This is a genomic window from Dyella terrae, assembly GCF_004322705.1.
Classification (GTDB): domain Bacteria; phylum Pseudomonadota; class Gammaproteobacteria; order Xanthomonadales; family Rhodanobacteraceae; genus Dyella_D; species Dyella_D terrae.
Genome location: NZ_SIZZ01000001.1, coordinates 365036 through 391329, shown reverse-complemented (window position 1 = coordinate 391329; position 26294 = coordinate 365036). Strand labels below are relative to the sequence as shown.

Below are 26294 nucleotides of genomic sequence, written 5' to 3'. Positions count from 1 at the left end.
CCGCGCGAGCGGGGCTTTCGCTGCATCGGGCAGAGCGATTAGCCCTGGGCGACGCTGACGTACTTGCGGTTGTTCGGACCACGGGTCTTGAACTCGACCGTGCCGTCGACCAGCGCAAAGAGCGTGTGGTCACGACCCAGGCCCACGCCGGTACCGGCATGGAACTTGGTGCCGCGCTGACGCACGATGATGTTGCCGGCTTCGATGGCCTGGCCACCGTAGATCTTGACGCCGAGATACTTGGGGTTCGAGTCGCGACCGTTGCGGGACGAACCTACGCCTTTTTTATGTGCCATGACTATTTAACTCCGGCTGATCAGGCGTTGATGCCCGTGATCTCGACTTCGGTGAAATGCTGACGATGTCCCTGCTGCTTCTTGTGGTGCTTGCGGCGGCGGAACTTGATGATGCGGACCTTGTCGGCGCGGCCGTGCTTGCGCACGGTGGCGCTGACGGTGGCACCGGCCACGGTCGGGGCACCAACGGTGATCGACTCACCGGCGCCAACCAGCAGAACCTGGTCGAAGCTGACGGCGGAGCCTTCTTCGGCGTTCAGCAGTTCCACACGCAGGACGTCGCCCTGCTGCACGCGGTACTGCTTGCCACCGGTCTTGATGACTGCATAACTCATGGGATTATCCCTTCTGTCGTTATTCTCTTGGGTTTCGCTCAGCCCTTTGTCGGGGCGGCGAACTGGGGATTATAGCCATCCCCAGGATTTCTGGTCAATTCCTGACCACCTGCCGACATCAGAATCCGGGTCAGCTTCCGCTGGCCGGGGTGGCGGCGGGGGTCGAGGCCGCCTTGGCGGCCGGCTTGTCCGCAGTGGTCTTGGACGTGCCGCTGGCCGGCTTGGCCGTTGACTTGGTGGTCGTTGCCGGGGCCTTGCTCGTGGTTTTCTGGGTCGTCTTGGCCGGAGTCTTGGGCTTGGCCTTGGTTGAGGGCTTTGCCTTGCTCTTCGTGGTTGCGGCCTTCTTTGACGTCGTCTTGGTTGCCGCAGCGGCCGCAGCAGTGTCCGCCTCGTCCTCATTGGCCTCGACATCGCCCGGCTGGTCGCCGGATGCCACGGTCGCCGGGCAGCGGCCATGGGTGTCCAGGCTGCCCTTCTGCTTGAGCTCGGCAAGCATCTGCTCGCTGCGCTCGTGGCTCCACTGCTGGCCGGCCTGGGTGGCTTCAGCCATGGTCGCGGGCATCTCGGCGATCACCTTCTGGCCGAGCGGGGAGCGATAGAACTTGAGCATGCCCTCCATCTCATCGGCCGTGAAATGCTTCTGCCAGATCGGCACGAGGCGGCCGATGAATTGCTGGGAGCCGTTGGCATCGACGTAGTTCTGCCAGTAGCTGGCCGGGATGCACGGCAGGGATTGCTGCATGACACCCACGGCCTGGGCGTTCATCTGGGTGAGCATTTTGCCAACACCCACCACCTCCATCAGCTGACGCACCTGCTCCTCGGTCGGAGCCTGCGTGGCCGCATGGCCCGCGGTCGCCCCGGCCGCCAGCAGCATGGCGACGGCCCACTTGCTCACTTTACCCATCCTCGCAACCCTCACATCCGATCCGACCAGGCCAGAAACCGGCCAAACAACTATTAAGCCATATCTGACCGACTCGTCACTGAAGACCAGACATTTCGGAGACCCCAAGGTAATAACTGACCTGATTAGTTTGGTATAGTGCAGTTTTTCCCCGACACCCCCAGTCGACATGGATACGATCCGCATCCGCGGCGCTCGCACGCATAACCTCAAAAACATCGATCTGGACCTCCCTCGCGATCAGCTGATCGTGATCACGGGCCTGTCCGGGTCGGGTAAATCGTCGCTCGCTTTTGACACCATCTACGCAGAAGGCCAGCGCCGTTACGTGGAATCGCTGTCGGCCTACGCGAGGCAATTCCTCTCGATGATGGAAAAGCCCGACGTGGACCATATCGAAGGTCTGTCGCCGGCGATTTCGATCGAACAGAAGTCCACTTCGCACAACCCGCGTTCAACCGTGGGCACGATCACCGAGGTGTACGACTACCTGCGCCTGCTGTTCGCGCGTGTCGGTACGCCTCGCTGCCCCGACCACGGCATCCCGCTGGAAGCGCAAACCGTGAGCCAGATGGTCGACGCCACGCTCGCGCTGGATCCGGACAAGCGCTTCATGCTGCTGGCCCCGGTCATTCGAGAACGCAAGGGTGAGCATGTGCAGGTGTTCGACCAGCTGCGCGCGCAGGGTTTCGTGCGCGCCCGCGTCGATGGCACCGTGTACGAACTCGACGCCGTACCACCACTGACGCTGCGCCAGAAGCACACCATCGAAGTGGTGATCGACCGCTTCCGTCCGCGCGACGACATCAAGCAGCGCCTGGCCGAATCCTTCGAGACCGCGCTGCGCCTGGGTGATGGCCTGGTCATCGTGGTGGACATGGACAACGCCGATGCGCCTGAGCAGTTGCTCTCGTCGCGTTACTCCTGCCCGGTCTGCGATTACTCGCTGCCGGAACTCGAGCCGCGCCTGTTCTCGTTCAACTCACCCATCGGTGCCTGCCCCAGCTGCGACGGTCTTGGCGTGACGCAGGTGTTCGACGCCGCACGCGTGGTCAACCATCCGGAGCTGCCGCTTTCCGGCGGCGCGGTGCGCGGCTGGGACCGCCGCAATGCGTACTACTTCCAGATGATTGTGTCGCTGGCGCAGCATTACGGCTTCGATGTCGACACGGCCTGGAGCCAGCTGCCGGCCAACGTACAGAACGCCGTGCTCCAGGGCAGCGGCAAGGAAAAGATCGCGTTCCGTTACATCACTGAACGCGGTGGTCGCGTCACACGCGAACACACCTTCGAAGGCATCCTGCCGAATCTCGAACGTCGCTACCGCGAGACGGAATCGTCCGCGGTGCGCGAAGAGCTGGCCAAGTACATCAGCGAAAAACCCTGCCCGGATTGCCACGGCCAGCGCCTGAATCGCTCGGCGCGCAACGTGTTCGTCGCCGACCACGCCCTGCCCTCGCTTACCTCGCGCTCGATCGATGACGCCCTCGCCTTCTTCGAGAAGCTGACCCTGGCGGGCTGGCGCGGCGAGATCGCGGTGAAGATCGTCAAGGAAATCCGCGAGCGCCTGAGCTTCCTCAACGACGTCGGCCTGAATTACCTGACGCTCGATCGCCAGGCGGACTCGCTCTCCGGCGGTGAAGCCCAGCGCATTCGACTCGCCTCGCAGATCGGTGCCGGCCTAGTCGGCGTCATGTACGTGCTCGACGAGCCGTCCATTGGCCTGCACCAGCGCGACAACGAGCGCCTGCTCGGCACGCTCACGCGTCTGCGCGACCTGGGCAACACGGTCATCGTGGTGGAGCACGACGAAGACGCCATCCGTCTGGCCGACCACGTGCTCGACATCGGCCCGGGTGCCGGTGTGCACGGCGGTGAAGTCGTCGCACAGGGCACGCTCAAGGACATCCTGGCCTCCAAGCGCTCGGTCACCGGCCAGTATCTGTCGGGTCGCCGCGCGATCAAGGTGCCGGAAGAGCGCCGCGTGCAGGAGGACGCAGAATCCTGGCTGCATCTCCACGGCGCCAGCGGCAACAATCTCAAGAACGTCGATCTCGACATCCCGGCCGGCCTGTTCACCTGTGTCACGGGTGTTTCTGGCTCGGGTAAGTCGACGCTGATCAACGACACGCTCTTCCGTATCGCCGCAACCGAACTCAATGGCGCCAGCGAACAGCCGGCGCCGTACAAGTCGGTCGAGAACATGGAGTTGTTCGACAAGGTCGTCGACATCGATCAGTCGCCGATCGGCCGCACGCCGCGTTCGAATCCGGCCACGTACACAGGCCTGTTCACGCCGTTGCGCGAACTCTACGCACAGGTGCCGGAAGCACGCTCACGCGGTTACACCGCCGGCCGCTTCAGCTTTAACGTGCGCGGAGGTCGCTGCGAAGCCTGCGAAGGCGACGGCATGATCAAGGTGGAGATGCATTTCCTCCCAGACGTGTACGTGCCCTGCGACGTGTGCCACGGCAAGCGCTACAACCGCGAAACGCTGGAAATCATGTACAAGGGCCACACCATCGCCGACGTGCTCGGCATGACGGTGGAGGACGCGCTGAAGCTGTTCGAGAACGTGCCGACCATCGCACGCAAGCTCGAAACGCTCCGCGCCGTGGGCCTGGACTACATCAAGCTGGGCCAGAGCGCGACCACGCTCTCGGGCGGTGAAGCGCAGCGCGTGAAGCTGTCCAAGGAACTGTCCAAGCGCGATACCGGCCGCACGCTGTACATCCTCGATGAGCCGACGACCGGCCTGCACTTCCACGATATCGAGCAGTTGCTCGACGTGCTGCATCAACTGGTCGAACAGGGCAATACCGTGGTGGTGATCGAGCACAATCTCGACGTGATCAAAACCGCGGACTGGATCGTCGACCTGGGTCCGGAAGGCGGTTCCGGCGGCGGTCGCATCCTGGTGTCCGGCACGCCGGAGGCCGTCGCCGCCACGCCGTCATCGCATACGGGACGTTTCCTGGCGCCGCACCTTAAAATCGCCAACGGCAAAATCGCCAAGAACAACGGGCGTGAGAAATCCGCCGCACGGAAAAAGATTGCATGAGCTCTGGCAGTACCGACACCCAGGCTGCAACAGAAGCCGCAGCCAAGACCGCCCCGCTGTTCACCGCCGACATTGGCGTGCGCTGGCGTGACCTGGACGCGTTCAATCACGTCAACAATTCGAACTACCTTACCTACCTGGAAGAGGCTCGCCTGCAGTGGCTGCGTCACGTGCCGGGCCCGTGGTTCGACGAGCACGCCATGCCGGTGCTGGCCGCCAACGAGATCAACTACCGCTATCCGATCGAGTGGCCGGCGCAGTTGCATGTGGAGCTCTTCTGCGAGCGACTGGGCAACAGCTCGATGACGATCGGCCATCGCATCGTCGATGCCGAAGACAACGATCGTCTGTACAGCGACGGTCGCGTGGTCATGGTGTGGATGGATCCGTCCACGGGCAAGCCCGTGCCGCTTCCACCGGCCATCCGCGAAGCCGTTGAGGCATGAGGGTTTGAAGGGCGCCGCAGGGCGCCCTTCTTGTTTGCGATGCTTCCGACACCTCTCCTTCAGTCGTCATACGTAAGATCCCCTTCGACTGACGTGACAAAGGAGTCTGACCGTGAGCCACCTTTCCCGCTCCATCCTCGCCCTGTCGTGTGCCGCCGTTATCGGCTCGGCGACCGCCGCGCCGGCCACTGGCCGCACCGAACTCACCCTTTACCGCAGCGACGATGGCGCGCTTTATAACGTCGGCGACGGCGGCTCTGTCGAGGCAGGCTATGCGATGGCACGCGAGCCGCGTCAGATCGACCTGAAGCAAGGCGTGCAAGACATCGTGCTGGGCGGCCTGCCTGCCTACCTCGATAGCGAGGCGCTGGCTCTCAACATCGACAACGGTGCCGGCAAGGTGCTGTCACAACGTCTGCGGATCGGCCAGGGTGCGGACGCCGCGCTGGGCAGCCTCGTCGGCCAGCCCGTCGATGTCGTGGGCAGCAGCGGACAAGTGATCGCCAGCGGCACCCTGCTGCGCGCGAGCAACGGCTTGCTGGTCAGCGATGCGCAAGGGCAGACGAGCCTGGTGCGCGAATACGCCGCGGTGCGTGCACGCGGCACGTTCAACACCGGCTCAAGCCTTGAGCTGCGCGTGGAGGGCGCCCGCGCCGGCAAGGCCACGGCCAGCCTCAGCTATCCCACAGGTGGCCTGGGCTGGCGAGCGGCGTACATCGGCACGCTGGCAGACGGCAACAGCTGCAAGCTGCAATTCGAATCGCGCGCCAGCATCGCCAACCGCAGCGGTCGCGACTGGAACGACACCCAACTCACTCTGATTGCCGGCGAGCCTCGCTTCGCCCGCAACTCCGGGCCGCGCCCGATGATGATGGCAGCCGCCGCACCGCGCGCCAAAGCCGCTTACGACGCCGCGCCGGAGCAGGACACCGTCGGTGACTATCGCAGCTACACCCTTCCCGGCCTCGTCACCCTGCCCGACGGCAGCGTGACGCAGACACCGCTGTACGCCACACGCTCGATCGATTGCGAACGCACCCTGATCTACGAAGCCGGCAATGCAGGCTGGTCGCCGAACCAGCCATTGATCGCACGCGACGTGGGCGGGAACAGCGGCAATACGATTACCAGCACGCTCGCACTGACGGCGTTCGACAGCCTGCCGGCCGGCAACCTCCGCGTGATGACACTCGACCGTCAGGGCTCGTCCCAGTTCATCGGTGAAGGCCGGATCGCCGACACGCCCAAGAGAGGCAAGGTCGACGTCACGCTGGGCAATGCCTTCGACCTTCGTGGTGAGCGGGAACGGACGGACTTCAAGGTCGATAAGTCGGCCCGGACGATGGACGAAGCCTTCCGTGTCACCCTGACCAATGCCGGCGACAGTGCGCGTACCGTCACCGTGCGAGAACACCCGTTCCGCTGGCGCGAGTGGTCCTTGGCGTCGTCCTCCGCCAAGCCTTCGGTGCAGAAGCCCGACCTGCTGGAATTCCGTGTACAGGTGCCGGCCAACGGCAAAGTCACCCTGGATTACACGCTTCACTACCAGTGGGCGGCCGACGTGCAGCCGCAGTAAAACACCGGCAAGCGCCCGCGAGTTTGCTACGCTCGCGGGCAAGCACCTCTACCTGAGTTTCCGCCATGCTCAAGATCATCCAGCACGACGCCATCACTGAGATCAACCTGGCGCGCCCGCCCGTCAATGCGCTGAACATGTCGTTGCTGGAAGCGATCCAGGGCGCACTGGCACAGGCGTTTGCCAGCGGTGCGCGAGGCATCGTGCTTTCCGGTGCCGAAGGTATGTTTTCCGCCGGTGTCGACGTGCCGGCCCTTATCGGCAAGGACCGCGCGGAAGTGCGCGCCTTCTGGCGCATGTTCTTCCACACGGCGGCGGCGCTGGCCAAGAGCCCGGTGCCCATCGTCGCAGCGATCACCGGTCACAGCCCGGCCGGCGGCGCCGTGTTGTCGCTGTTCTGCGATTACCGCGTGATGGCGCAGGGCCCGTTCCGTATAGGCCTGAATGAAGTGCAGGTCGGACTGACGGTACCCGAGTGCATCCAGATGGCCATGCGCCGCGTAGTCGGCACCTACCGTGCCGAACGCCTGCTGGTTGCCGGCGCGATGATCGAATCGGAGCAGGCTCTGGCCTGCGGACTGGTGGACGAGCTGACTGGCGTGGACCAGGTGGTGACGCGCTCGTTGCACTGGCTCAATGAGCTCCTCGCCCTGCCGCCGCGCGCCATGTCCGCGACGCGCGCCCTGGCCCGTGCCGACCTGATCGAGGTCTGGAAGGATCCGGATGCGCTGCCGATCGATGACTTCGTCGATGCGTTCTTCGGCGACGAGACTCAGGCTGTGCTGCGTCAGCTGGTCGAGCGTCTGAAGAACAAGAAGTAATCCGGCAAATCCCCCGTGTCGCGACGGGGGAGCCTTTCAGCCTTTGGCGACCGGACGCGCCGGATCGCTCACCCAGCCACTCCACGATGGCGCATAGAGGCGCGAGCCATGCAGCCCGGCGACTTCCATGGCCAGCAGATTGTGGCAGGCCGTGACGCCCGAGCCGCACATGTGCACGACATGATCGGGCTGGGTCGTACCGATCACCGCCTGGAACTCCTCCCGCAGGCGCGCCGGTGATTTGAAGCGCCCCTGATCGTCGAGGTTGTCGGCGAACGGACGGTTGAGCGCACCGGGCACATGGCCGCCGACGCGATCCAGAGGCTCGACGTCGCCGCGGTAACGCGGTGCCGCGCGGGCGTCGACCAGCAGCTGATCCGGACGTTCGCTGACGTCGCTGTGTTGCGTCGTAAAGGTGCGCGCGTCGTAGCTGAGCGAAACTGTCGTGGCCCCACGCTCGACCTTCCCGCTTTCCAGCGGATATCCCGCCGCTTCCCAGGCCTGGATACCGCCATCAAGAACAGCGACATCGTGCACTCCGACCAGGCGCATCATCCACCACAAGCGCGCCGCAGCGAGCGAGCCACCGGCGGAGTCATAGCAAACCATGCTCAGCCCCGGCTTCCAGCCGATGCGGGACAACACGGCCGAGAACGCCTGCTCCATCGGCAAGGGATGCCGTCCGAGGCCCTCTCCGATGCGCGACAGGTCGGACAAGTCGTCCTCCAGGCTCACGTACACAGCGCCAGGAATGTGACCGTCGAGATAGGCGCGTTCGCTCTTGCTACGGTCGCTCAGATCGATCCGGCAGTCGACGATCAACACATCCGACGGTGACATCGCACGCAATGCCGCGGCGTCGATCAAGGGAGTACGCAAAGTCATGATCGTCCCATCCTCTGCAACAGATTGAACAACATGGCAGCCGTCGCACCCCAGATGCGATGTCCGCCGTGCATGAATTCGACCATCTCGCGGCGGTGCCCGCGAAATTCCATCGTATAGCGCCGCAGATTGGCCGGGTCCATGAAGAAATTCATTGGCACCTCGAACACTTCTGCCACTTCGGCCGGCGCCGGATACAGGCGCGCGCTCCTATCGATCCGCGCCACGACGGGTGTAATCCGGTACCCGCTGATGGTTTCGAAGCTGTCGAGAAAACCCAGCGGGGTGACCAGCTTGCGATCCAGCCCGATCTCCTCTTCACTTTCGCGCAGAGCTGTCGCGATTGCGTCGGAATCCTCCGGGTCGGTCCGACCACCGGGAAAGGCAACCTGCCCGGCATGCGCCTGCAGATTGGCAGTGCGCACCGTCAACACCAGGCGCGGCTGCACGCCTTCACGCCACCCCAACAGCACGGCCGCAGGTCGACGCGGCGTATCGCCGATCAACTCGCTCATTTCGCTGTGGTTCCAGGAGGGCCCCTGGGGCGGGGTATTCAGCGGCAACAGGGCCGGAAGCAGTGGCGATAGCGGGTCGCTATCGCTCATGACGCTTCCCGCTCGGGCAGGATCTCGTCCATGTAACGCGTACGTTCGGCGTCGCTCATGCTGCGCCAGCGCGCGATCTCATCGCCCGTACGGAAACAACCTTCGCAAAGGCCACGCTCGTCCAGTCGGCAGATGCCGATGCAAGGACTGAGGATAGGTGCGGGGACAATGTAAGGGTTCGACATGAACCCCTATTTTAGCGACTGGACGGACGCTTGGGTGAATCGGCCGTGCGAGATGGCTTACTGCTTGATTTCCAGCAACTCGATCTCGAACACCAGGGCCTCATTTGGACCGATGCGCGGCAGATCGCCGCGCTCGCCGTAAGCCAGGGCCGGCGGAATGACCACGCGCCACTTGTCGCCGACATGCATGCGCTGGATGACGTCCTGCCAGCCGGGGATGACCTTGTTGTTGACGATGAAACTCACCGGCGCACCGTGTGCCCAGGAGCTGTCGAATTCGGTGCCGTCGATCAGCATGGCGCGGAAATTGACTGTCACGGTGCTGTTGAGCGCCGGCTGGTCCCTGCCGTCGCCCTTGTTGAGCACCTGGTATTGGATGCCCGATGGCAGCTGCACCACGCCCGGCTTCTGCCGGTTGCTGGCCAGGTAGGCCGCACTGCGTTGGGCATTCGCCTGCGCGACGCGCTGGAACTCCGCCACGGCCTTGTCGTGCATGTGCTTGTCCAGGGTGCGCAACTGCTCGTGCATGTCCTGCATGGACACCGTCGGCTTGCGCTTGGAATACGCGTCCTGGATGGCGCGCTGCATGACGGCGATATCCACGTCGGGATCACCGCTCGCGAACTGACTGCCGATCTGGTAGCCGATGGCATAGGACAACTTGTTCTTGTCCAACTTGCCACCCTGCGCGTCCGGCGCCGTGCCACTGCTTTGCGCGTGAGCTACCGCACCCAGCAGGGTCAAGGCCAAGGCCATCCAACGCAGTCGAGTCATGCCATTCCTCCATCGCGGCGCGCGAGCCCGGACATCCTAAGGGGTTTGCCGAGGTTGTGCAGCGAAAACGCTTGCACCTGCCAGGGACAACAACCCACAGAACCGCAGGCCGGCGCCGCGCCGTACCCGCCACAGGCTCCTGCCGGAGCCGTCGGACGGGTCTGAGAACACACACGGCGACAAAGGTTCCCGCTGCTACCATGGCGGTTTGCCCTTGCCGGAGTTCCGTACATGGCCTATCGCAACCTCGAAGTCAGCAACCGCGGTGCGGTCCGCACCATTACCGTGAACCGCCCGGACAAGCTCAATGCGCTCAACCGTGACACCCTCAACGAGCTGACCCTGGCCTTCAACCAGGCGGCCCAGGACGACAGCGTCCGTGCCGTGATCCTCGCGGGCGCGGGCGAGAAGGCCTTCGTCGCTGGTGCGGATATCAGCGAAATGAATGGCTACACACCGACCCAGGCGCAAGGCTTTTCCCGTGCCGGCCAACAGCTGATGACGCGCATCGAACGCCTGGGCAAGCCCGTGGTGGCGCGGATCCAGGGCTTTGCCCTTGGCGGCGGCATGGAGCTGGCCATGGCCTGCCACCTGCGCATCGCCAGCGAGAAGGCGAAGTTCGGCCAGCCGGAAATCAACCTGGGCCTGATCCCGGGGTTTGGCGGCACCCAGCGCCTCCTGCGCCTGGCCGGTCGCCAGGCCGCCCTGGAGCTGTGCCTGACAGGTGCGCTGATCCAGGCCCAGCGTGCTTACGAACTGGGCATCGTCAGTCGCGTCGTCGCGCCCGAGGCGCTGGACGAGACGGTGAACACCCTCGCCGATCAGCTTGCCGCGTCGGCGCCGCTGGCCGCAGCGGGCATCCTCGACGCCGTGCTGCAAGGGGGCGAGACCAGCCTGGATCAGGGCCTGGAGTTTGAAACGCAGGCGTTTGCGCTGGCCTTCTCGACCGACGATATGCGCGAAGGCACGTCGGCCTTCCTTGAGAAGCGCAAACCTGAATTCAAGGGCCGCTGAGCCCTCGACGCCTGATCCAGGAAAAAGACCCCGGTCAGCGCCGGGGTCTTTCGTTTGCAGGGCCGTCAGTGTCCGCCCGTGTACTTCTTCTCGCCCGCCCGGATCGCTACATCCAGCCGATTCTCCGGCGGCGCCAACGGACAGGTCGCGAACGGCGTGAAGGCACACGGCGGGTTGTAGGCCTTATTGAAATCCAGGATCACCTTGCCGTCTTTCGGCAATGCCGCGTACAGAAAGCGCGCCGCGCCGTAGGTCTCGCGACCGGATGTCTGGTCGGCCAGGACGAAGAACAGCTCGCCGCCCGGTTCCTCCTGGTACGGGAGCAGCTCGAACGTGTGGCCGTCATGATGGAACACCGCCTTGCCTGGCACGTCGACCTTCTCGATGGTGCCGATCACGGTGCCGATTTCCAGCGTCTGCGGCGGATCGAAGGGCACCCATTCCGCCTCGATGCGCCAGGCAGCGTCGACGGGGAAATAATCGATGCCGCTGAAGCTCTTGCGCGTCGGGGCAGCCGTATCCTTGATGCGCAGACCCTTGCGCCCCTCGCGGTCGATCACGAAGAAACTCGCTGAACCGAAGGCCACCAGAGTCGGGCCCGCTTCGCCCGCATGCATGTCATCGACCAGGGCGGACTCACGCACGGACTTGCCATCGATCGTGGCACCGGCATGGTCGGCCAGGACGATATGCATGGCGCCATGCGCATCCAGGTGGATGGCACCCAGATGGGCCGGACCGGCCGTCAGCACGATGTCGTTGTCCGCCGCGCTGCCGACGCGATTGTCGCCTTCCTTCAGCCACTCAAGGCCAATCAGGCTCAGCCAGCCGGTGGGACTGGTGAGATTGGCAACGCGCTTGTCGCGCCACTGCTGGATCTCCTGCTGATAAGCGGCAGGGACAGGCGAAGAGGTATCAGCGTGCACGTAGGTGACTCCGGATATCAGGGCAACGACAAAAGCAGCGCGACGCAGCATGGACCCATTCCCCTGTTGGTGAAATAGCAATATGGACGTCCATTTGCGGGCAGCACAAGTGCGATCAGCGACCGCGCAGGAACAGCTTGTCCAGCTCACCCAGACTCAGCTGGGTCCAGGTTGGACGACCGTGGTTGCACTGCCCGGAGCGTTCCGTGGCTTCCATTTCGCGCAGCAGTGCATTCATTTCGGGGAGGGTCAAACGGCGCCCTGCCCGCACGGACCCGTGGCAGGCCATGGTGGACAGCAATTCGTTCTCGAGCTCCTGCAGGCGACGCGAACTGCCGTGCAAGGCCAGCTCAGCCAGCACGTCTCGGCAAAGCTGCGCGACATCCGCGCCTTCCAGCAGCGCGGGAATCCGTCGCACGACAACGCCCGACGGGCCACTGCGGGACAGCTCCAGCCCCCACTCCGCCAACGCGTCGGCGTGTTCCTCGGCAGCAGCGGCTTCCCTGGCGCTGACGGCCACGTGCAAGGGCACCAGCATCAGCTGCGAACGAAGGTTGCTGCAGGCACGCCCGGCCTTCAGTTTTTCATAGGTGATTCGCTCATGCGCGGCATGCATGTCGACCAGCACAAGCCCGTGCGCATTTTCCGCCAGGATGTAGATGCTTTTGAGCTGGGCGATGGCGAAGCCCAGTGGAGGCACTTCATCGGCCTGCGCCGGCGGCATCGGCACGTAAGCCGGCGCTACGATCGACTCGCTGACGCTGGCCTGTTCACCGACAAGTGCCGCATAAGCGGCAAGCGGCTCGTCACGCACGCCCAGGCTCAAACGACTCTGATTGAACTGGCCAGACCAGGCAGGCGTGGTCGTCAGAGGCTCGCGGCCATAGGCTCCCGCGGCGACTGGCATAGTCTCAGACGTCGGCGAAGGCAGCGACGCGCCGGCGCGCGTTTGCGCCAACGCCTCGTGCAAGGTGCGAAACAGGAAATCGTGCACCAACCGCTGCTCGCGGAAGCGCACCTCATGCTTGGCCGGATGCACGTTGACGTCGACGCCGGCCGGATCGAGCTCCAGATACAACACGAACGCCGGGTGACGCCCGTGGAAGAGTACGTCGGCGTAAGCCTGCCGAACGGCATGCGCCACGATGCGGTCACGCACCAGCCGGCCGTTGACATAGAAGTACTGCGAATCAGCCTGCGAACGCGACGCGGTCGGCAACCCCACCCAACCGGAAAGGTGCAGCCCGGCCACGGCGTGATCGACATGCAGGCTCTGCGCCGGGAATTCGTCCCCCATCACTTCGGCGACGCGTTGCAGCGTGGACGCATCATCGCGCGCGGCCTTGAGGATGCGCGTCGGCTTGCCATTGTTGCTGAGGCGAAATTCCACCGAGCGACGGGCCAGAGCGAGTGACTTCAGCAAGTCGTCGATATGTGCGAACTCCGTGCGTTCAGCGCGCAGGAATTTCCTTCGCGCCGGCACGTTGTAGAACAGGTCCCGCACTTCCACGCTGGTGCCCTGCGGATGCTGCGCGGGCCGCGCGGTCTGGATCTTGCCGCCGTCCACTTCAATGCGAAATGCCGTGTCCTGGTTGCGTGCGCGTGACGTCAGCGAAAAGCGAGCGACCGAGGAAACGGAAGCCAGCGCCTCGCCACGAAAGCCCATGCTGGCCACGTGTTCAAGATCGTCAAAGCTGCCGATCTTGCTGGTGGCGTGCGAAGCCACGGCCAGCGCCAGCTCGTCCGGCGCGATGCCGGCGCCATCATCGCGGATGCGGATCAGGCGCGAACCGCCCTGCTCGATATCGACCTCGATGCGCGTCGCGCCGGCATCAAGGCTGTTTTCCACCAGTTCCTTGACCACGGACGACGGACGTTCGATCACCTCGCCGGCGGCAATCTGGTTGATGAGTTCGGGGGGAAGCGGACGAATGGAAGCCATCGCGCAAGCTTAGAGCCTGCGCGCGGGGGCGCCTAGTCCAAAAATCCAGCCGGGGAAATCAGGTCGAGGGGATGGCCAGGACCGTGCCGGCCTGCACCGTATCGGCACTGATGCGATTGGCCGACTTCAGCGCGCTGATGCTCACGCCGTACTGCTTGGCGATGCTGCGCAGGCTCTCGCCACGGGTGACACGATGGATGTCGCGCACGTTGTCGTCAGCGCGGGCGACAGCCTTGCCGGAACTGACCGCCACGGCCTTGGCGACCGCCTTCGTTGTCGCCTCGGAATCCGCATCGTCGCTGTCGTCACCGGCGGAAGCCACCGACGCCACGGCCGTGCCGTTTCTGCGCGCTGCCTGCGCGGCAAACCACGTACCCGGCGGTGGCGTGGCTTCGAAATAGTTGCGCACGCCGCCCATTACGGCTTCGGCCAGACGGGACTGGTGATTCGGATCGCGCAGCTTGCGCTCTTCGTCCGGGTTACTGATGAAAGCCGTTTCCACGAGGATCGACGGGACGTCCGGCGAGCGCAGCACGACGAAGTTGGCGCGCTCGACATAGCCACGGTGCGTCGGACCCATGCCGCCCAGGGCACGAAGCACGTTGCCGGCCACCGATTCGCTGGCCTGCATGGCGTAGCCCTGCTGCAGATCGAGCAGCACCGCGGCCAGGCTGTCGTCCTTGTCGTCCAGCGATACGCCGCCAATCAGGTCGGCGCGGTTTTCACGATCGGCCAGCCAACGGGCGGCTTCGCTGGTCTTGCCGCGGGGCGACAGCACCCAGACGGAGGAACCACGGGCATCGCCATTGATGAACGCATCGGCATGGATGGAAACGAAAAGGTCGGCGTTGTTCTGTCGGGCAATCTGGTAGCGCTGTTTCAGCGGAATGAAGAAGTCGCTGCTGCGCGTCAGCACGGCCTTCATGCCGGGCTGCTTGTTGATCTGGTCGGCCAGTTCGCGCGCCACGGCCAGCGTGACGTTCTTTTCCAGCGTGCCGCCGGGGCCGTGAGCGCCCGGATCCTGTCCGCCATGACCGGCATCGACGGCAATCACCACCTTGCGCTCGCCATTGAGCAGCGCCGCCGCCTGGCGCGTGGACGCCATGCCGCTCTGCGTGCTTTTGATGCTGTTGCGCGTCGGGGTGATCGGGTCCTTGACGGCCACCGGCAAGGTCACGGGGGCCGGCTCAGGTGCCGACGTGCTGGCCACCGGCGCTTCGGCAACGGTGCTGGATGACGCCGAGCCGGGGTACAGATCGACCACGAGCCGGTAGCCGTAGTCGGCCTGCGGCTTGAGCACGAAGGCCTTGAAGCGACTGGAGGGGGCCACTTTGGCCGTCAGCTGGAGCTTGCCGCCCTGCTGGCTCGATTCCATGCCTTTGAACAGGCCCTGCGCGCCGGGAGCGGAAAATCCGCCAGCCAGCTTGCTGCCTTCGAGATCAATCAGCACCTGATTGCCGTCCTGGCGCACCTTGTACTGGATGGCCGAACCCGCATCGAGCACCAGGCGGGTGTATTCGGGGCCGGCCCAGACGCGGGCGGACTGGACGTCAGCAGCAAAAACGGCACCAAACGGCGCGATCGCCGCAGCGGCGAAGCAGGCAAACAGCGCTAGACGAGTCTGATGTCCCCTCATGGCGCTGAATTGAAGCGCACCAGTTTTGTGAAATCAAGCCTTTTCCCTTGAAATTCCACAACCTGCAAAAGATTCGTCAGAATCCGATCAGGAATCGGCCGCAAACCGCGCTGCCAGAACGCTTCTTTCCCAACCGAAGCGAGGCCAAAAAATCTCAACCGGGATCGATACTTAGTTCGAATCCAGGCGCTTCACGAGGCCCTCGCCACGGGGACTGAGCGCGGTCATGAGGGCCTGGCGACCCCTTCCCTCATAGGACAGATCGACGCGGATATCAGCTGGGGGCAAAGCGCCCATGCCGCGCTCGGGCCACTCGACCAGCACCAGGGCCGACGGCTCGGCGAGCGCCTCCAGCCCCAGCCATTCCAGTTCACCGGGATCGGCGATGCGATACAGGTCGAGGTGCCAGGCGGTACGTCCCGGCAACGGATACGACTCCATGAGGCTGTACGTCGGGCTCTTCACCCGCTCGCCCACGCCCAGCGATTGCAGCAGTGCACGCGCGAAGCTTGTTTTGCCAGCGCCCAGATCGCCATGCAGATAGACGACGACGCCGCCATCAACCGCGCGCGCCACCGACTGCGCGAACGCCGTCGTCGCCGATTCGTCGGGCAGGTGCCAAACCTTGTCGCTCATGCTTCCCTTCCGTTGATCAGGCGGCGCAGTGGCACGAAAAGATCGCTCGCCAGCAAACCGCGTTCACCGTCGCCGACGGCCGCATCGCCCGCCCGCGCGTGCAAGGCGACACCGAGGCACGCGGCATGCCACGCATCGCCTCCCTGCGCCAGCAAGGCAGCAATCACACCGGTAAGCACATCGCCCATGCCACCGGATGCCATACCTGGATTGCCCCAGGGACACGCCACGACGCGTCCATCGTGATGCGCCACCAGCGAGCCGGCGCCCTTGAGCACCGCCACCGCCCGATACTTTGCCGCCAGCGCGCGAACGGCGGCAAACCGATCGGCCTCAATGTCGGCGACGGGCATACCCAGCAATCGCGAGGCTTCGCCCGGATGTGGCGTCAGCACGGCGGGCTGCTGAAATTCATGCGGTTCGTCGGCGAGCAGATTGAGCCCGTCGGCGTCGAGGACCAGCGCCTGGGCGCTATCGAGCGCCGTCAGCCATAGGGCGTGACCCCATGCGCCCTTGCCCAGCCCCGGCCCCACGGCCAGCACCGTCGCGCGGTCAAGCAGCGGCGCCAGCGCCTGGGGGCCTTCCACCGCATGCGCCATCAACTCCGGGCGCGCGGCATTGAGCGCGACGATGTTGGATTCGCGCGTAGCCACGCTGACGAGACCCGCACCGGCACGCAGGGCCGCCTCACCACACAGGCGGATCGCGCCCGCAAATCCCGCTTCGCCACCGATCGCAAGCACGTGTCCGTTGCTGCCCTTGTGGGCCACCCGCGAACGCCGGGGCAGGCTTTCCGGTTGCATGAGCGTGGCGTCCGGCGCTGAGCCCTCCCACAGTGATTCGGGCAAGGACAACGTGTGCAATTCGATCTTTCCCACGTATCCCGCTGCCTGCGCCGTAAACAGCCCGCGCTTGGCCGCAATGAAGCTCGTGGTCACGTCGGCCATGACGGCCTGCCCGGGGCAGGCGCCCGTGTCGGCATTCAGGCCCGATGGCACATCCATGGCCAGCACAGGCGTTTTCGACGCGTTGAGCGCGACCACCAGACGTTCGGCGCAGCCCGAGGGCGCGCGAGAAAGCCCGGTGCCATAGAGCGCGTCCACGTGCACGTCCACATCGACCAGGAAAGCGGCGTCATCCCAGTCATGCACCAGTCCACCGCCCTGGCGATAGGCGTCGCGCGCAAGGGCGGCGTCACCGTGAAGATCTCCAGGCAAGGCGAACAGAACCACGCCAAGGCCTGCATCGCGCGCCATGGCAGCGAGCAAATAGCCATCGCCGCCATTGTTGCCGGGACCGCAATACACACCGATACGCATGGCATCCGGCCAGTGCCGGCGCAGGCTCGCAAACGCCGCGGCAGCGGCGCGGCGCATGAGTTCGAAACCAGGAATGCCCAGAGCGTCGATGGCGCGACGGTCGAGCGCACGAACCTGCGCGACGGTGTACAGATCGTGGCTGTGCGGCATGGGCTTCATGGTGCCGAAGTATAGAGTGCGCACGGCCATGACAACCCGACCCTCTACAATAGGGCCATGACCGCCGCCCCGCCCGCCCACGACTACGCCGCCCTCGCCCGCGACATCAAGCGCTGGGCCCGCGAGCTCGGCTTTGCCGACGCGGGCATTGCCGGCACCGACCTGGGGGAAGACGAAGGGCATCTGAAGCGCTGGCTCGACGACGGGCTGCACGGCGAAATGGATTACATGGCTCGCCACGGCACCAAGCGCAGCCGCCCCGCCGAACTCGAGCCCGGCACCGCCCGCGTGATTTCCGTGCGCATGGATTACGTGCCTCCGGGCACGCGCAATGCGTGGGACGTGCTCGACCATCCTGAGGAAGGCTACGTCGCCCGCTATGCACTGGGCCGCGACTACCACAAGCTCATGCGCAACCGCCTGCAGAAGCTGGCGGAACGGATCCACGCGCAGGTGGGCGATTTCGGCTATCGCGCTTACGTGGATTCCGCGCCGGTGCTGGAAAAGGCGCTCGCACGCAACGCGGGCATGGGCTGGATCGGCAAGCACACTGTCCTGATCAACCGTCGCGCCGGTTCGTATTTTTTCCTTGGCGAGCTCTACACCGACCTGCCGCTACCCATCGATGAACCTGCCTCCGCGCACTGCGGCACCTGTCGCAAATGCATCGATATCTGCCCCACGCAGGCCATCGTCGCGCCCTATCGCCTCGACGCGCGCCGCTGCATTTCCTACCTGACCATCGAGCTGAAAGGCAGCATCCCGGAAGACCTGCGCGCGCCGATGGGCAACCGCATCTTTGGCTGCGACGACTGCCAGCTGATCTGCCCCTGGAACAAGTTCGCCCAGGACGCGCAGGAACCCGACTTCGCTCCGCGCCACAGCCTTGATGGCGCCAGGCTTGTGGAGCTCTTCGCCTGGAGCGAAGAGGAATTTCTCCGTCGTACCGAAGGCATGGCCATTCGCCGAACGGGTTACGAAGGCTGGCTGCGCAACATTGCCGTGGCGCTTGGTAATGCGCCTTCCGGCGATGCGATCATCGCCGCACTACAGGCTCGCGCGGATTCCCCGTCGGATGTGGTCAGCGAACACGTGGCCTGGGCGCTCCGCCGGCATGGCGCAGCGGCCTGAGCGCCACGGAACTCAACGCTCCCGAATCACCTCGATCAACGCGCGCGTGCCGGAGTCGAATGCGCTCAGGTCGTCCGACGAACCGTCGAGCGCCGGCATGATCTGACGGGCAATGGACTTGCCCAGCTCCACGCCCCACTGGTCGAAGGCGTTGATGCCCCACAGGTGACCGAGCATGAAAACCTTGTGCTCATAGAGCGCAATCAATGCGCCAAGACTCTCCGGCGCCAGGGAGTCGAGCAACATGACGGTGCTCGGACGATCGCCGGGGAACGTGCGCTGGGCGGCCAGCACGCGACGTGCCTGATCATCGCCAGCGGGAGACTCCTCAAGGGCTTCGTCGAAGGTCTTACCCAGGGCGAGCGCCGCAGCCTGCGCGAGCAAGTTCGACAACAGCGCATCGTGATTGCTACGCAGCGGATGCGCCGGGCGAACAACGCCGATGAATTCGAGCGGCACGACGTCGGTGCCCTGGTGCAGCGACTGGAAATACGCGTGCTGCGCGTTCGTGCCGACGCTGCCCCACACCACCGGCGAGGTCGACTGCGCCACGGGTTCGCCGGCCGGCGTCACCTGCTTGCCGAGACTTTCCATCTCCAACTGCTGCAGATACGACGTCAGGTCGGACAGCAGGTCGGCATACGGCACCACCGCCCGGCTCGTCGTGCCCATGCCATTGCGGTTCCAGAATTCGACCAGGCTCAGCACGACCGGCAGGTTTTCATGCCACGGCGCGCTGCGGAAGTGGTCGTCGATGCGCGCGGCACCAGCCAGCAGGGAGCGGAAGTGTTCCATGCCAATCGCAAGTGCAAGCGACAAGCCCACCGCCGACCACATGGAGAAACGACCACCGACGAAATCCCACATCGGGTAGATATGCGCGGTCGGCACGCCCCAGCGCTCGGCCTCGGCCGTGTTGGCACTGACCGCGAGGAAATGGCGCGCCGCGGCGCGCGGGTCGCCATCGTACGAGCGCATGATCCAGTCGCGCATGACGTTGCCGTTGAGCAGCGTTTCCTGCGTGGTGAAGGTCTTGGATACGACAATCACGAGCGTGCGGCTCGGATCGAGCTGACGCATCAATTCATGCGCGGCCTGGCCATCGACGTTGGTGAGGAAATGGCTGCGCAGATTCGGCACATGGAAAGGCGTCAAAGCACGCACGGCCAGGCGGGGACCGAGGTCCGAACCGCCGATGCCGATATTGACCACGTCGGTGATCGTCGTCGGCAGGCCCATGCTGGCGGCTTCGCCGCGCTCGATCGCCTGGATCAGGCGTTCGATGCGTTGCAGGGTCTCTTCGACTTCCTGCAGGACTTCGCGCGGCGCCGGCGACGGCAGGCGGGATCCGCTGGCGCGCAGCGCGGTGTGCAGCACCGCCCGGTTCTCCGAGGTATTGATCGGGGCACCACTGAACATGGCGTCACGAGCGCCCTGCCAGTCACTGGCCTCGACGTGCTCGCCCAGTGCCTTCCAGGCGAGGCCGTCGATTTTCTGGCGACTGAGGTCGAGCAGCACCGGGCCCACGCGATAGCGCAGGCGGTCACCGCGCTCGGTGTCCTTGAGGAGGTCGCGCAGATGGATGCGCGAAAGGCGCTCGACGTGCTCTGCCAGGAAGGACGGACTGCGCTGGGGCGACATGGGCTCTCGTTGCAATGCGGAACAGAACCCCGATCTTAGAACGGCTTTACCGTCGCTGCGTAGGGGGCAAGCCCCACCGATTTACGGTGCTGCGCACCAAGCGTGCTCCAGCCTGCCGCCCTCCTTCGCCACGGCGGGGCCCGGACAGCATGACGCCCGCATCAGCGGGCGTCATGTTCGAACGGTCACGGGCCGCTGGAGGCGGTCCGCCGGCGCGATCAGGCGGCGGCCATCTGCTTGGGGATGGAACGGTTCGTGTGCGAGATGCGGTTGTCGGCGTCCACGTACACCAGCATCGGCTGGAACTGCTCGACTTCGGCTTCCGAGAGCTGGCAGAAGGCCGCGATGATGACCAGGTCGCCCGGCTGGGCGCGGTGGGCGGCGCTGCCGTTCACCGAAATAATGCCCGACCCCTCTTCGGCACGCAGCGCATAGGTGACGAAGCGCTTGCCGTTGTTGATGTTCCAGGCATGGATCTGCTCGTACTCGCGAATGCCGGAGGCATCGAGCAGCAGGCCGTCGATGGCAATGGAGCCTTCGTAATGCAGCTCGGCATGGGTCACCGTCGCGCGGTGGATCTTGGCCTTGAGCATGTTCAGATTCATGACGTTACTTCCAGCAGAAACCGTCTGCGTAGCCCGCAATTATCTAGCCGTCGACCGTGCACCGCAACATCGGTGCCAGATGGCGGCTAATTGGGGGCGGGTCAGTCGAAGGACAAGTTGTCGATCAGGCGCGTCTTGCCGAGGCGGGCCGCGATCAGGGCCACCAGGCCGGTTTTCTCGTCATCGGCCGGCTCGGAGAGGTCTTCGACACGGCGGATGGCCGTGTAATCGGGCTCGAAACCCAGCTTGGTCAGTTTGGCCGTGGCGGCCTGCTCGACCACCCGCCAGGCATGCCCCTTGGCCATAAGGTCACGCATCTGCCCCAGCGTGGCGTGGATATGCGGCGCCAGGAGCCGCTCCTCGGCGCTGAGGTACTGGTTGCGGGAGCTGAGGGCCAGGCCGTCGTCGGCGCGCGACGTGGCCGAGCCCATGACCTTCACCGGCAGGGACAGGTCCTTCACCATGCGCTCGATGACCTTGAGCTGCTGGAAATCCTTCTGTCCAAAGACGGCGATATCCGGCTGAACCAGGTTGAACAACTTGCAGACCACGGTCGCCACGCCGTCGAAGTGACCCGGGCGATGGGCGCCTTCCAGCGTATCGGTAATGCCGGGGACGTGCAGTGACACGCTCTGTCCCATGCCGAACGGGTACATCGTGGCCACTTCCGGCGCGAACAGCAGGTCGCAACCGTTTTCGGCCAGGCCAACCTGGTCCTGGGTCAGGGTGCGCGGGTAGCGCTCGAAATCTTCGTTGGGACCGAACTGGGTCGGATTGACGAACACGCTCGCCACCACGCGATCGGCGCGGGCGCGCGCCACCTTGATCAGCGAATAGTGCCCGGCATGCAGGTTACCCATCGTGGGCACGAAGCCCACCGTCTGGCCCTGCGCGCGCCAGCCACGGATCAAGGCGCGCAGCGCGGCGGCATCTTGCACGGTTTGCATGGAGTTCTCTCAGTTGAAGCAGTGTTCGGGAGCCGGGAACGCGCCATTTCGCACGTCCTCGGCATAGGCGGCGAAAGCCGCCGCGACAGAGTCGCGTCCTGCGAGAAAATCCTTGCTGAACTTCGGGCGCTTGCCGGGCGTGACGCCCAGCATGTCGTGCAACACCAGCACCTGGCCATCGCAATCCGGGCCGGCGCCGATGCCAATGACCGGGATGGAAACGGCGTCCGTCACGCGCTTGCCCAGCGACGACGGCACGCCTTCAAGCACCAGCAACTGCGCACCGGCCGCCTCGACGGCCTTGGCTTCGGCCACCACGCGATCGGCGGCATCCTGGTCGCGGCCCTGGATACGGAAGCCGCCGAACTTGTGCACTGACTGCGGCGTCAGCCCGAGGTGCGCGCACACCGGAATCACGCGCTCATCGAGGGCCTGGATGATCTCGAGGATATGTGGTGCGGCACCTTCGATCTTGACCATGGCGGCACCACCCTCACCCACGATGCGTGCGCCAGCCTCCAGTGCGTGCGGCACGTCGCGATCGCTCATGAACGGCAGATCGGTGACCAGCAGGGTGGACTTGAGGCCACGGGCAACGGCGGCGGTGTGATAGACCATGTGGTCCAGCGTCACCGGCAGCGTGCTGCTTTGTCCCTGTACCACCATGCCGAGCGAATCACCCACCAGCACCACGTCGATGCCGGCCATTTCCATCTGCGAGGCGAAGCTGAAGTCGTAGCAGGTCAGCATCACGATGCGCTTGCCTTCGGCCTTCATGGCGCGCAGGCCAGGAACGGTCACGGTTTTGCGGGCGGGCGCCTGGGCATTCTGGACGTACACGGGGAATCCTTGCGGGGAAGGCAAGCCGGGATTATCGGCCTAGGGGTGTGAAAGGCTCAAGGAATGACCTCGCAGCCGGCCTGGTCGGCCACGGCCAGCAGGTCGGCGACGACGCCCTGCCCCGGAATGACCAGATTGGGCGCCACGTCGTTGAGTGGAAGCAGGACGAAGGCACGCTCGGCGATGCGCGGATGCGGCAAGGTCAGAACCTCGTCATGCAGCGACACGCCCTCCATGTGGAGCAGATCCAGATCAAGCGTTCTCGGCCCCCAGCGCTGGTCGCGAATGCGGCCGGCGGCGCGCTCGATTCCGAGCATGGATGCCAGCAGCGCGTGGGGGGACAGGCCTGTCTCGACGGCGACCACCGCATTGAGGAACGGCGGCTGCGCGATGGGGCCCCAGGGCGGCGTGCGGAAAAGGCGCGACGTCGCCGTCACGCGCGTATCCGGCAACTGGTTCAGCGCATCGGCGGCCTGCTCCAGATGCGCTTCGGAATCCCCAAGATTGCTTCCCAGGGCGATGTAGGCGGTGGTCACGCTGCGCCCGACTTTCCGCCACTGGGTTTGCGACGACGGCGGCGCTTTTTCGGCGCGGCACTGACCGCCTCACTCTTTCCGCCCGACTCCGGCGGCGAGGTGACACCCGCCAGCGCTGCGGCCAGCGTTTCATGCGGCAGCTGCTGGGCGTGCGCCCACCATTCACCCAATTCGCGAATGGCCGGCGACTCGGCGGCGCGCAGGGCCAGGAAATCGAAGGCGGCGCGGAAGCGCGGATGCGCCATCAGGCGGAACACCTTCTTGCGCTGCACCTGCTCGAAGCGCGGCTGCAGCGACCAGATTTCTTCCATCGTCAGCGTGAAGCGACGCGGAATCGCCACGCGCTGGCATTGCTCGGCAATCACATTTGCCGTCGCGCGGCCCCAGGCGTCGTTCGCATCCACGCCCTTGACCATCCAGGCGTGGGCGAGGTCACGCACTTCGCCCCACAGCAGCACGGCGAAGAGGAAGGCCGGGGTCACCGACTTGCCTTCCACGACGCGGGCGTCGGTATTGGACAGGCCTTGCTCGATCAGGATACGCAGCGCCTTGTCACCACGCTTCAGGGCGCGCGCCGTGGCCGGGAACATGAACTTGAGCAGGCCCGTCTGTTCGAGCATGCGGAAGCTCTTGAGACCATGACCGGCCAGGAACATCTTGAGCGATTCGTCGAACAGACGCGCCGGTGAGGCATCCAGCAACAGCGGGCCTAGTTCCTCGAACGGGGCCGAGGCGCGCTCGTCGATACGGAAGTTGAGCTTGGCGGCGAGCCTCACGGCACGCAGCATGCGCACCGGATCTTCGCGATAACGCGTCGCCGGGTCACCGATGAGGTGCAGCACGCGATCTTCCACGTCCTGTATGCCGCCGACGTAATCGCGCACCGAGAAATCGCTGATGTCGTAATAGAGCGCGTTGACGCGGAAGTCACGGCGAATCGCGTCTTCCTCGATCGTACCCCACACGTTGTCGCGCACGATGCGGCCATCGACGATGTGACGATCCCCCTCGCTGTCTTCCTCACCGGTACCACGGAACGTGGCCACTTCGATGATCTCCGGCCCATAGACAACGTGGGCGAGCCGGAAGCGTCTGCCGATCAGACGGCAGTTGCGGAACAGTTTCTTGACCTCATCCGGCGTGGCGTTGGTGGCCACGTCGAAATCCTTGGGGTGACCGCCAAGCAGCAGGTCGCGCACGGCACCGCCAACGAGATAGGCATCGAAGCCCGCTTCGTTGAGTCGGTACAACACGCGCAGCGCGGCTTTGCTGATGTTCTTGCGCGAGATGTTGTGCTGCTCGCGCGGAATGATGCGCAGCGTTGGCGTGGCGTCGTTCCTTGCTTTCAAGTTCAAGCGGTTTGAATCCTTGCAGCCAGAGGGCCCCACAAGCCGGAAGTGCTTCGGCGGCCAGGGGCACGCCATTGAACGACTTGCGGGCATGAATCCGTCGTGACCCGGGCATTGCCGGACCAGACAATTCCGCTATACTAGCGCGCTCCGGTGCTTTTCGCTCCCTTCGTCTAGTGGTCTAGGACACCGCCCTCTCAAGGCGGGAACACGAGTTCGAACCTCGTAGGGAGCGCCACTTCCCGGCCTGAACGGGCCCGGCCCGATTTGTATAGGCACGCACAGGCACGCTCAGCATGACCTTTGTCGTCACCGACAACTGCATCAAGTGCAAATACACGGATTGTGTCGAGGTTTGCCCTGTCGACGCCTTCCATGAAGGCCCGAACTTCCTGGTGATCAATCCGGACGAGTGCATCGACTGCACCCTTTGCGAGCCGGAATGCCCGATCAATGCCATCTATCCTGAGGACGACGTCCCCGCGGGCCAGGAGAATTTTGTCGCCCTGAACGCCGATCTGGCCAAGAGCTGGCCGGTGATCACCGAGCGCAAGGATGGCCTGCCCGACGCGAAGGACTGGGAAAACAAGCCCGGCAAGCTGGACCTGCTGCAGCGCTGAGTGCCCGCCTCGCCCCGGGAAAGAAGCCGCCCCATCGGGCGGCTTTTTCGTTGGGGACGGGTGTCAGTCCACACCGTCTATCTCCGGTCCGGGACTTGTTCGACCGGATAGGGCCCGTTCTCAAACGCGACGTCGTGGTAGCCCTTGCGCCCCACGGCCACGGCCAGGGGACTTCGGAAATCGCGCCCGGCCGCCACATGTGCGAGAGCATGGGCATAGTCATAACGAGGGCGCCAGCCCAGTGATTCGACAGCCGACTGGCTGACATAGACCCGATCCAGTTCATCGAACATGGACCAGCCCCGGTCCCCGTAAATCGACTGCGCGTCCGGAAACAGGCCGCGAACGACATCCCAGGGGTGCCGACGAAGCGTCGCGAGATGTTCGTGACGGAACGGACTGGGGGCCGAGACGATGAAACGCCCGAATCCGAGCCGGGCCGCGTGCTCCAGGGCCAGCAGGTGGGCCTGGACCAGATCGTCGAGGTCCACGCGCCGATACAGCAGCTCATTGAGCTGGGCATTGTCCAGACTGAAGCGCTGACGCACGCTGGCCGAATCGTCCTCTTCCGGAAAGAAGCGCGACGTCCGCAGCACCACCACTGGCAACCGTTTCTTGTGGGCAAACATCTCGCACAGGTGCTCGGCGCCAAGCTTCGTCGCGCCGTAGATGTTCTTCGGCACGGGCACTACGCCCTCCGTAATCCAGGCAGCAGGTTCGCCTGGCGCGGGGTTCAGCGCCGTCCCGAAGGTGCTGGTCGTGCTGGTGAATACGAAGCACCCGACCTTCGCCTCAACAGCGCACTCGAGCAGGCACAACGTGCCGCTGACATTGGTATCGATGAATTGCTGGTGGGCGTGCGTCACGACGTGGGGCTTGTGCAGCGTCGCCGCGTGGATCACCGAGCTGGCACCACGCAATACGTCGCGCACGACGTCCCGATCCGTGACCGAACCCACACGATCGGTGAAGGGCGAGGCTTTGATGTCGAGTCCAATGGCGTCGCGCCCTGCGGCACGCAACGTGCGCATCAGGCCTTCGCCAAGGTGCCCCGCACTTCCTGTAACGACAATCGTCATTGGCTGTTTCAACGTGGCTTACC

General features: G+C 64.7%; 24 protein-coding genes, 1 tRNA gene and 1 pseudogene. 8 read left to right on the top strand and 18 right to left on the bottom strand.

All coding sequences use genetic code 11. From position 1 onward, the window contains the following. Positions 1-38: 38 nt before the first annotated feature. The 3 genes from rpmA to EYV96_RS18840 all read right to left on the bottom strand — a co-directional run bounded on the left by rpmA (position 39) and on the right by EYV96_RS18840 (position 1529). Positions 39-296, bottom strand: coding sequence for a 50S ribosomal protein L27 (gene rpmA / locus EYV96_RS01945; protein WP_131149839.1), 258 nt, complete (start codon positions 294-296; stop codon positions 39-41). A gap of 20 nt (positions 297-316) precedes the next feature. Further along, the gene (gene rplU / locus EYV96_RS01940; RefSeq protein ID WP_131149838.1) at positions 317-631 is read right to left on the bottom strand and encodes a 50S ribosomal protein L21; all 315 of its coding nucleotides are present in this window, start codon (positions 629-631) and stop codon (positions 317-319) included. 130 nt (positions 632-761) lie between these two features. Continuing rightward, positions 762-1529 carry a DUF2059 domain-containing protein gene (locus EYV96_RS18840; protein WP_240732313.1) on the bottom strand — a complete coding sequence of 256 codons (768 nt, stop codon included), beginning with the start codon at positions 1527-1529 and terminating at the stop codon, positions 762-764. Positions 1530-1707: 178 nt separating this feature from the next. On the opposite strand from EYV96_RS18840, the gene uvrA reads away from it, so the two are divergent. From uvrA to EYV96_RS01915, 4 genes are all read left to right on the top strand, one after another. Further along, positions 1708-4599 (top strand): excinuclease ABC subunit UvrA, encoded by a 2892-nt coding sequence (uvrA, locus tag EYV96_RS01930; RefSeq protein ID WP_131149837.1) that lies wholly within the window; start codon positions 1708-1710, stop codon positions 4597-4599. Continuing rightward, positions 4596-5045: an acyl-CoA thioesterase gene (locus EYV96_RS01925; protein ID WP_131149836.1), complete on the top strand. Its 450-nt coding sequence runs from the start codon at positions 4596-4598 to the stop codon at positions 5043-5045. The genes uvrA and EYV96_RS01925 overlap by 4 nt, the downstream gene beginning before the upstream one ends. 112 nt (positions 5046-5157) lie before the next feature. After that, positions 5158-6621: a DUF4139 domain-containing protein gene (locus EYV96_RS01920; protein ID WP_338068481.1), complete on the top strand. Its 1464-nt coding sequence runs from the start codon at positions 5158-5160 to the stop codon at positions 6619-6621. A 65-nt stretch (positions 6622-6686) separates the two neighbouring features. Continuing rightward, positions 6687-7442 carry an enoyl-CoA hydratase/isomerase family protein gene (locus EYV96_RS01915; protein ID WP_131149834.1) on the top strand — a complete coding sequence of 252 codons (756 nt, stop codon included), beginning with the start codon at positions 6687-6689 and terminating at the stop codon, positions 7440-7442. Positions 7443-7478: 36 nt separating this feature from the next. On the opposite strand, the gene EYV96_RS01910 is transcribed toward EYV96_RS01915, so the two are convergent. The 3 genes and pseudogenes from EYV96_RS01910 to bamJ all read right to left on the bottom strand — a co-directional run bounded on the left by EYV96_RS01910 (position 7479) and on the right by bamJ (position 9891). Further along, entirely contained in the window at positions 7479-8327 is an 849-nt protein-coding gene (locus EYV96_RS01910) for a sulfurtransferase (protein WP_131149833.1), read from the bottom strand. Continuing rightward, positions 8324-9117 (bottom strand): annotated as a pseudogene (locus EYV96_RS01905) (NUDIX hydrolase). The gene EYV96_RS01910 and the pseudogene EYV96_RS01905 overlap by 4 nt, the downstream one beginning before the upstream one ends. Positions 9118-9174: 57 nt before the next feature. Then, complete coding sequence (gene bamJ, locus EYV96_RS01895) at positions 9175-9891, bottom strand: BamJ family beta-barrel-assembly machinery protein (RefSeq protein ID WP_131149830.1); 717 nt, start codon at positions 9889-9891, stop codon at positions 9175-9177. Between the two features lie 231 nt (positions 9892-10122). Here bamJ and EYV96_RS01890 point away from each other — a divergent pair, with 231 nt between their 5' ends. Beyond that, positions 10123-10905, top strand: coding sequence for an enoyl-CoA hydratase/isomerase family protein (locus tag EYV96_RS01890; RefSeq protein ID WP_131149829.1), 783 nt, complete (start codon positions 10123-10125; stop codon positions 10903-10905). A gap of 65 nt (positions 10906-10970) precedes the next feature. Here EYV96_RS01890 and EYV96_RS01885 read toward each other — a convergent pair whose 3' ends face one another. The 5 genes from EYV96_RS01885 to EYV96_RS01865 all read right to left on the bottom strand — a co-directional run bounded on the left by EYV96_RS01885 (position 10971) and on the right by EYV96_RS01865 (position 17523). Continuing rightward, positions 10971-11882, bottom strand: coding sequence for a DUF1684 domain-containing protein (locus tag EYV96_RS01885; RefSeq protein ID WP_131149828.1), 912 nt, complete (start codon positions 11880-11882; stop codon positions 10971-10973). Between the two features lie 64 nt (positions 11883-11946). Further along, positions 11947-13773, bottom strand: a complete 1827-nt coding sequence (gene mutL / locus EYV96_RS01880; protein ID WP_131149827.1) for a DNA mismatch repair endonuclease MutL — start codon at positions 13771-13773, stop codon at positions 11947-11949. Between the two features lie 58 nt (positions 13774-13831). Further along, positions 13832-15409 carry an N-acetylmuramoyl-L-alanine amidase gene (locus EYV96_RS01875; protein WP_131149826.1) on the bottom strand — a complete coding sequence of 526 codons (1578 nt, stop codon included), beginning with the start codon at positions 15407-15409 and terminating at the stop codon, positions 13832-13834. Between the two features lie 171 nt (positions 15410-15580). Next, complete coding sequence (gene tsaE / locus EYV96_RS01870) at positions 15581-16045, bottom strand: tRNA (adenosine(37)-N6)-threonylcarbamoyltransferase complex ATPase subunit type 1 TsaE (protein ID WP_131149825.1); 465 nt, start codon at positions 16043-16045, stop codon at positions 15581-15583. After that, a complete protein-coding gene (locus EYV96_RS01865) occupies positions 16042-17523 on the bottom strand; it encodes an NAD(P)H-hydrate dehydratase (RefSeq protein ID WP_131151453.1) in 1482 nt (493 codons plus the stop codon). Before EYV96_RS01865 ends, tsaE begins: the two co-directional genes overlap by 4 nt. A gap of 57 nt (positions 17524-17580) precedes the next feature. Between EYV96_RS01865 and queG the strand changes: the two genes are divergently transcribed. Then, a complete protein-coding gene (gene queG / locus EYV96_RS01860; RefSeq protein WP_131149824.1) occupies positions 17581-18654 on the top strand; it encodes a tRNA epoxyqueuosine(34) reductase QueG in 1074 nt (357 codons plus the stop codon). A gap of 12 nt (positions 18655-18666) precedes the next feature. Here queG and pgi read toward each other — a convergent pair whose 3' ends face one another. The 6 genes from pgi to pcnB form a co-directional block, all read right to left on the bottom strand. Continuing rightward, positions 18667-20295 carry a glucose-6-phosphate isomerase gene (pgi, locus tag EYV96_RS01855; RefSeq protein ID WP_131149823.1) on the bottom strand — a complete coding sequence of 543 codons (1629 nt, stop codon included), beginning with the start codon at positions 20293-20295 and terminating at the stop codon, positions 18667-18669. Positions 20296-20513: 218 nt separating this feature from the next. Further along, positions 20514-20900: an aspartate 1-decarboxylase gene (panD, locus tag EYV96_RS01850; protein WP_131149822.1), complete on the bottom strand. Its 387-nt coding sequence runs from the start codon at positions 20898-20900 to the stop codon at positions 20514-20516. A 101-nt stretch (positions 20901-21001) separates the two neighbouring features. Beyond that, on the bottom strand, positions 21002-21847 hold the full coding sequence (gene panC / locus EYV96_RS01845) for a pantoate--beta-alanine ligase (RefSeq protein WP_131149821.1): 846 nt from the start codon (positions 21845-21847) through the stop codon (positions 21002-21004). Positions 21848-21856: 9 nt separating this feature from the next. After that, positions 21857-22687, bottom strand: coding sequence for a 3-methyl-2-oxobutanoate hydroxymethyltransferase (panB, locus tag EYV96_RS01840; protein WP_131149820.1), 831 nt, complete (start codon positions 22685-22687; stop codon positions 21857-21859). Positions 22688-22743: 56 nt separating this feature from the next. Next, positions 22744-23223 carry a 2-amino-4-hydroxy-6-hydroxymethyldihydropteridine diphosphokinase gene (gene folK / locus EYV96_RS01835; RefSeq protein ID WP_131149819.1) on the bottom strand — a complete coding sequence of 160 codons (480 nt, stop codon included), beginning with the start codon at positions 23221-23223 and terminating at the stop codon, positions 22744-22746. Next, complete coding sequence (gene pcnB / locus EYV96_RS01830; protein WP_131149818.1) at positions 23220-24578, bottom strand: polynucleotide adenylyltransferase PcnB; 1359 nt, start codon at positions 24576-24578, stop codon at positions 23220-23222. Before pcnB ends, folK begins: the two co-directional genes overlap by 4 nt. A gap of 156 nt (positions 24579-24734) precedes the next feature. On the opposite strand from pcnB, the gene EYV96_RS01825 reads away from it, so the two are divergent. Next, positions 24735-24810 (top strand) — tRNA-Glu (locus EYV96_RS01825). 58 nt (positions 24811-24868) lie between these two features. Beyond that, positions 24869-25192, top strand: a complete 324-nt coding sequence (fdxA, locus tag EYV96_RS01820; protein WP_131149817.1) for a ferredoxin FdxA — start codon at positions 24869-24871, stop codon at positions 25190-25192. Between the two features lie 77 nt (positions 25193-25269). Here fdxA and EYV96_RS01815 read toward each other — a convergent pair whose 3' ends face one another. Continuing rightward, complete coding sequence (locus EYV96_RS01815) at positions 25270-26271, bottom strand: NAD-dependent epimerase/dehydratase family protein (RefSeq protein WP_131149816.1); 1002 nt, start codon at positions 26269-26271, stop codon at positions 25270-25272. Positions 26272-26294 lie beyond the last annotated feature (23 nt).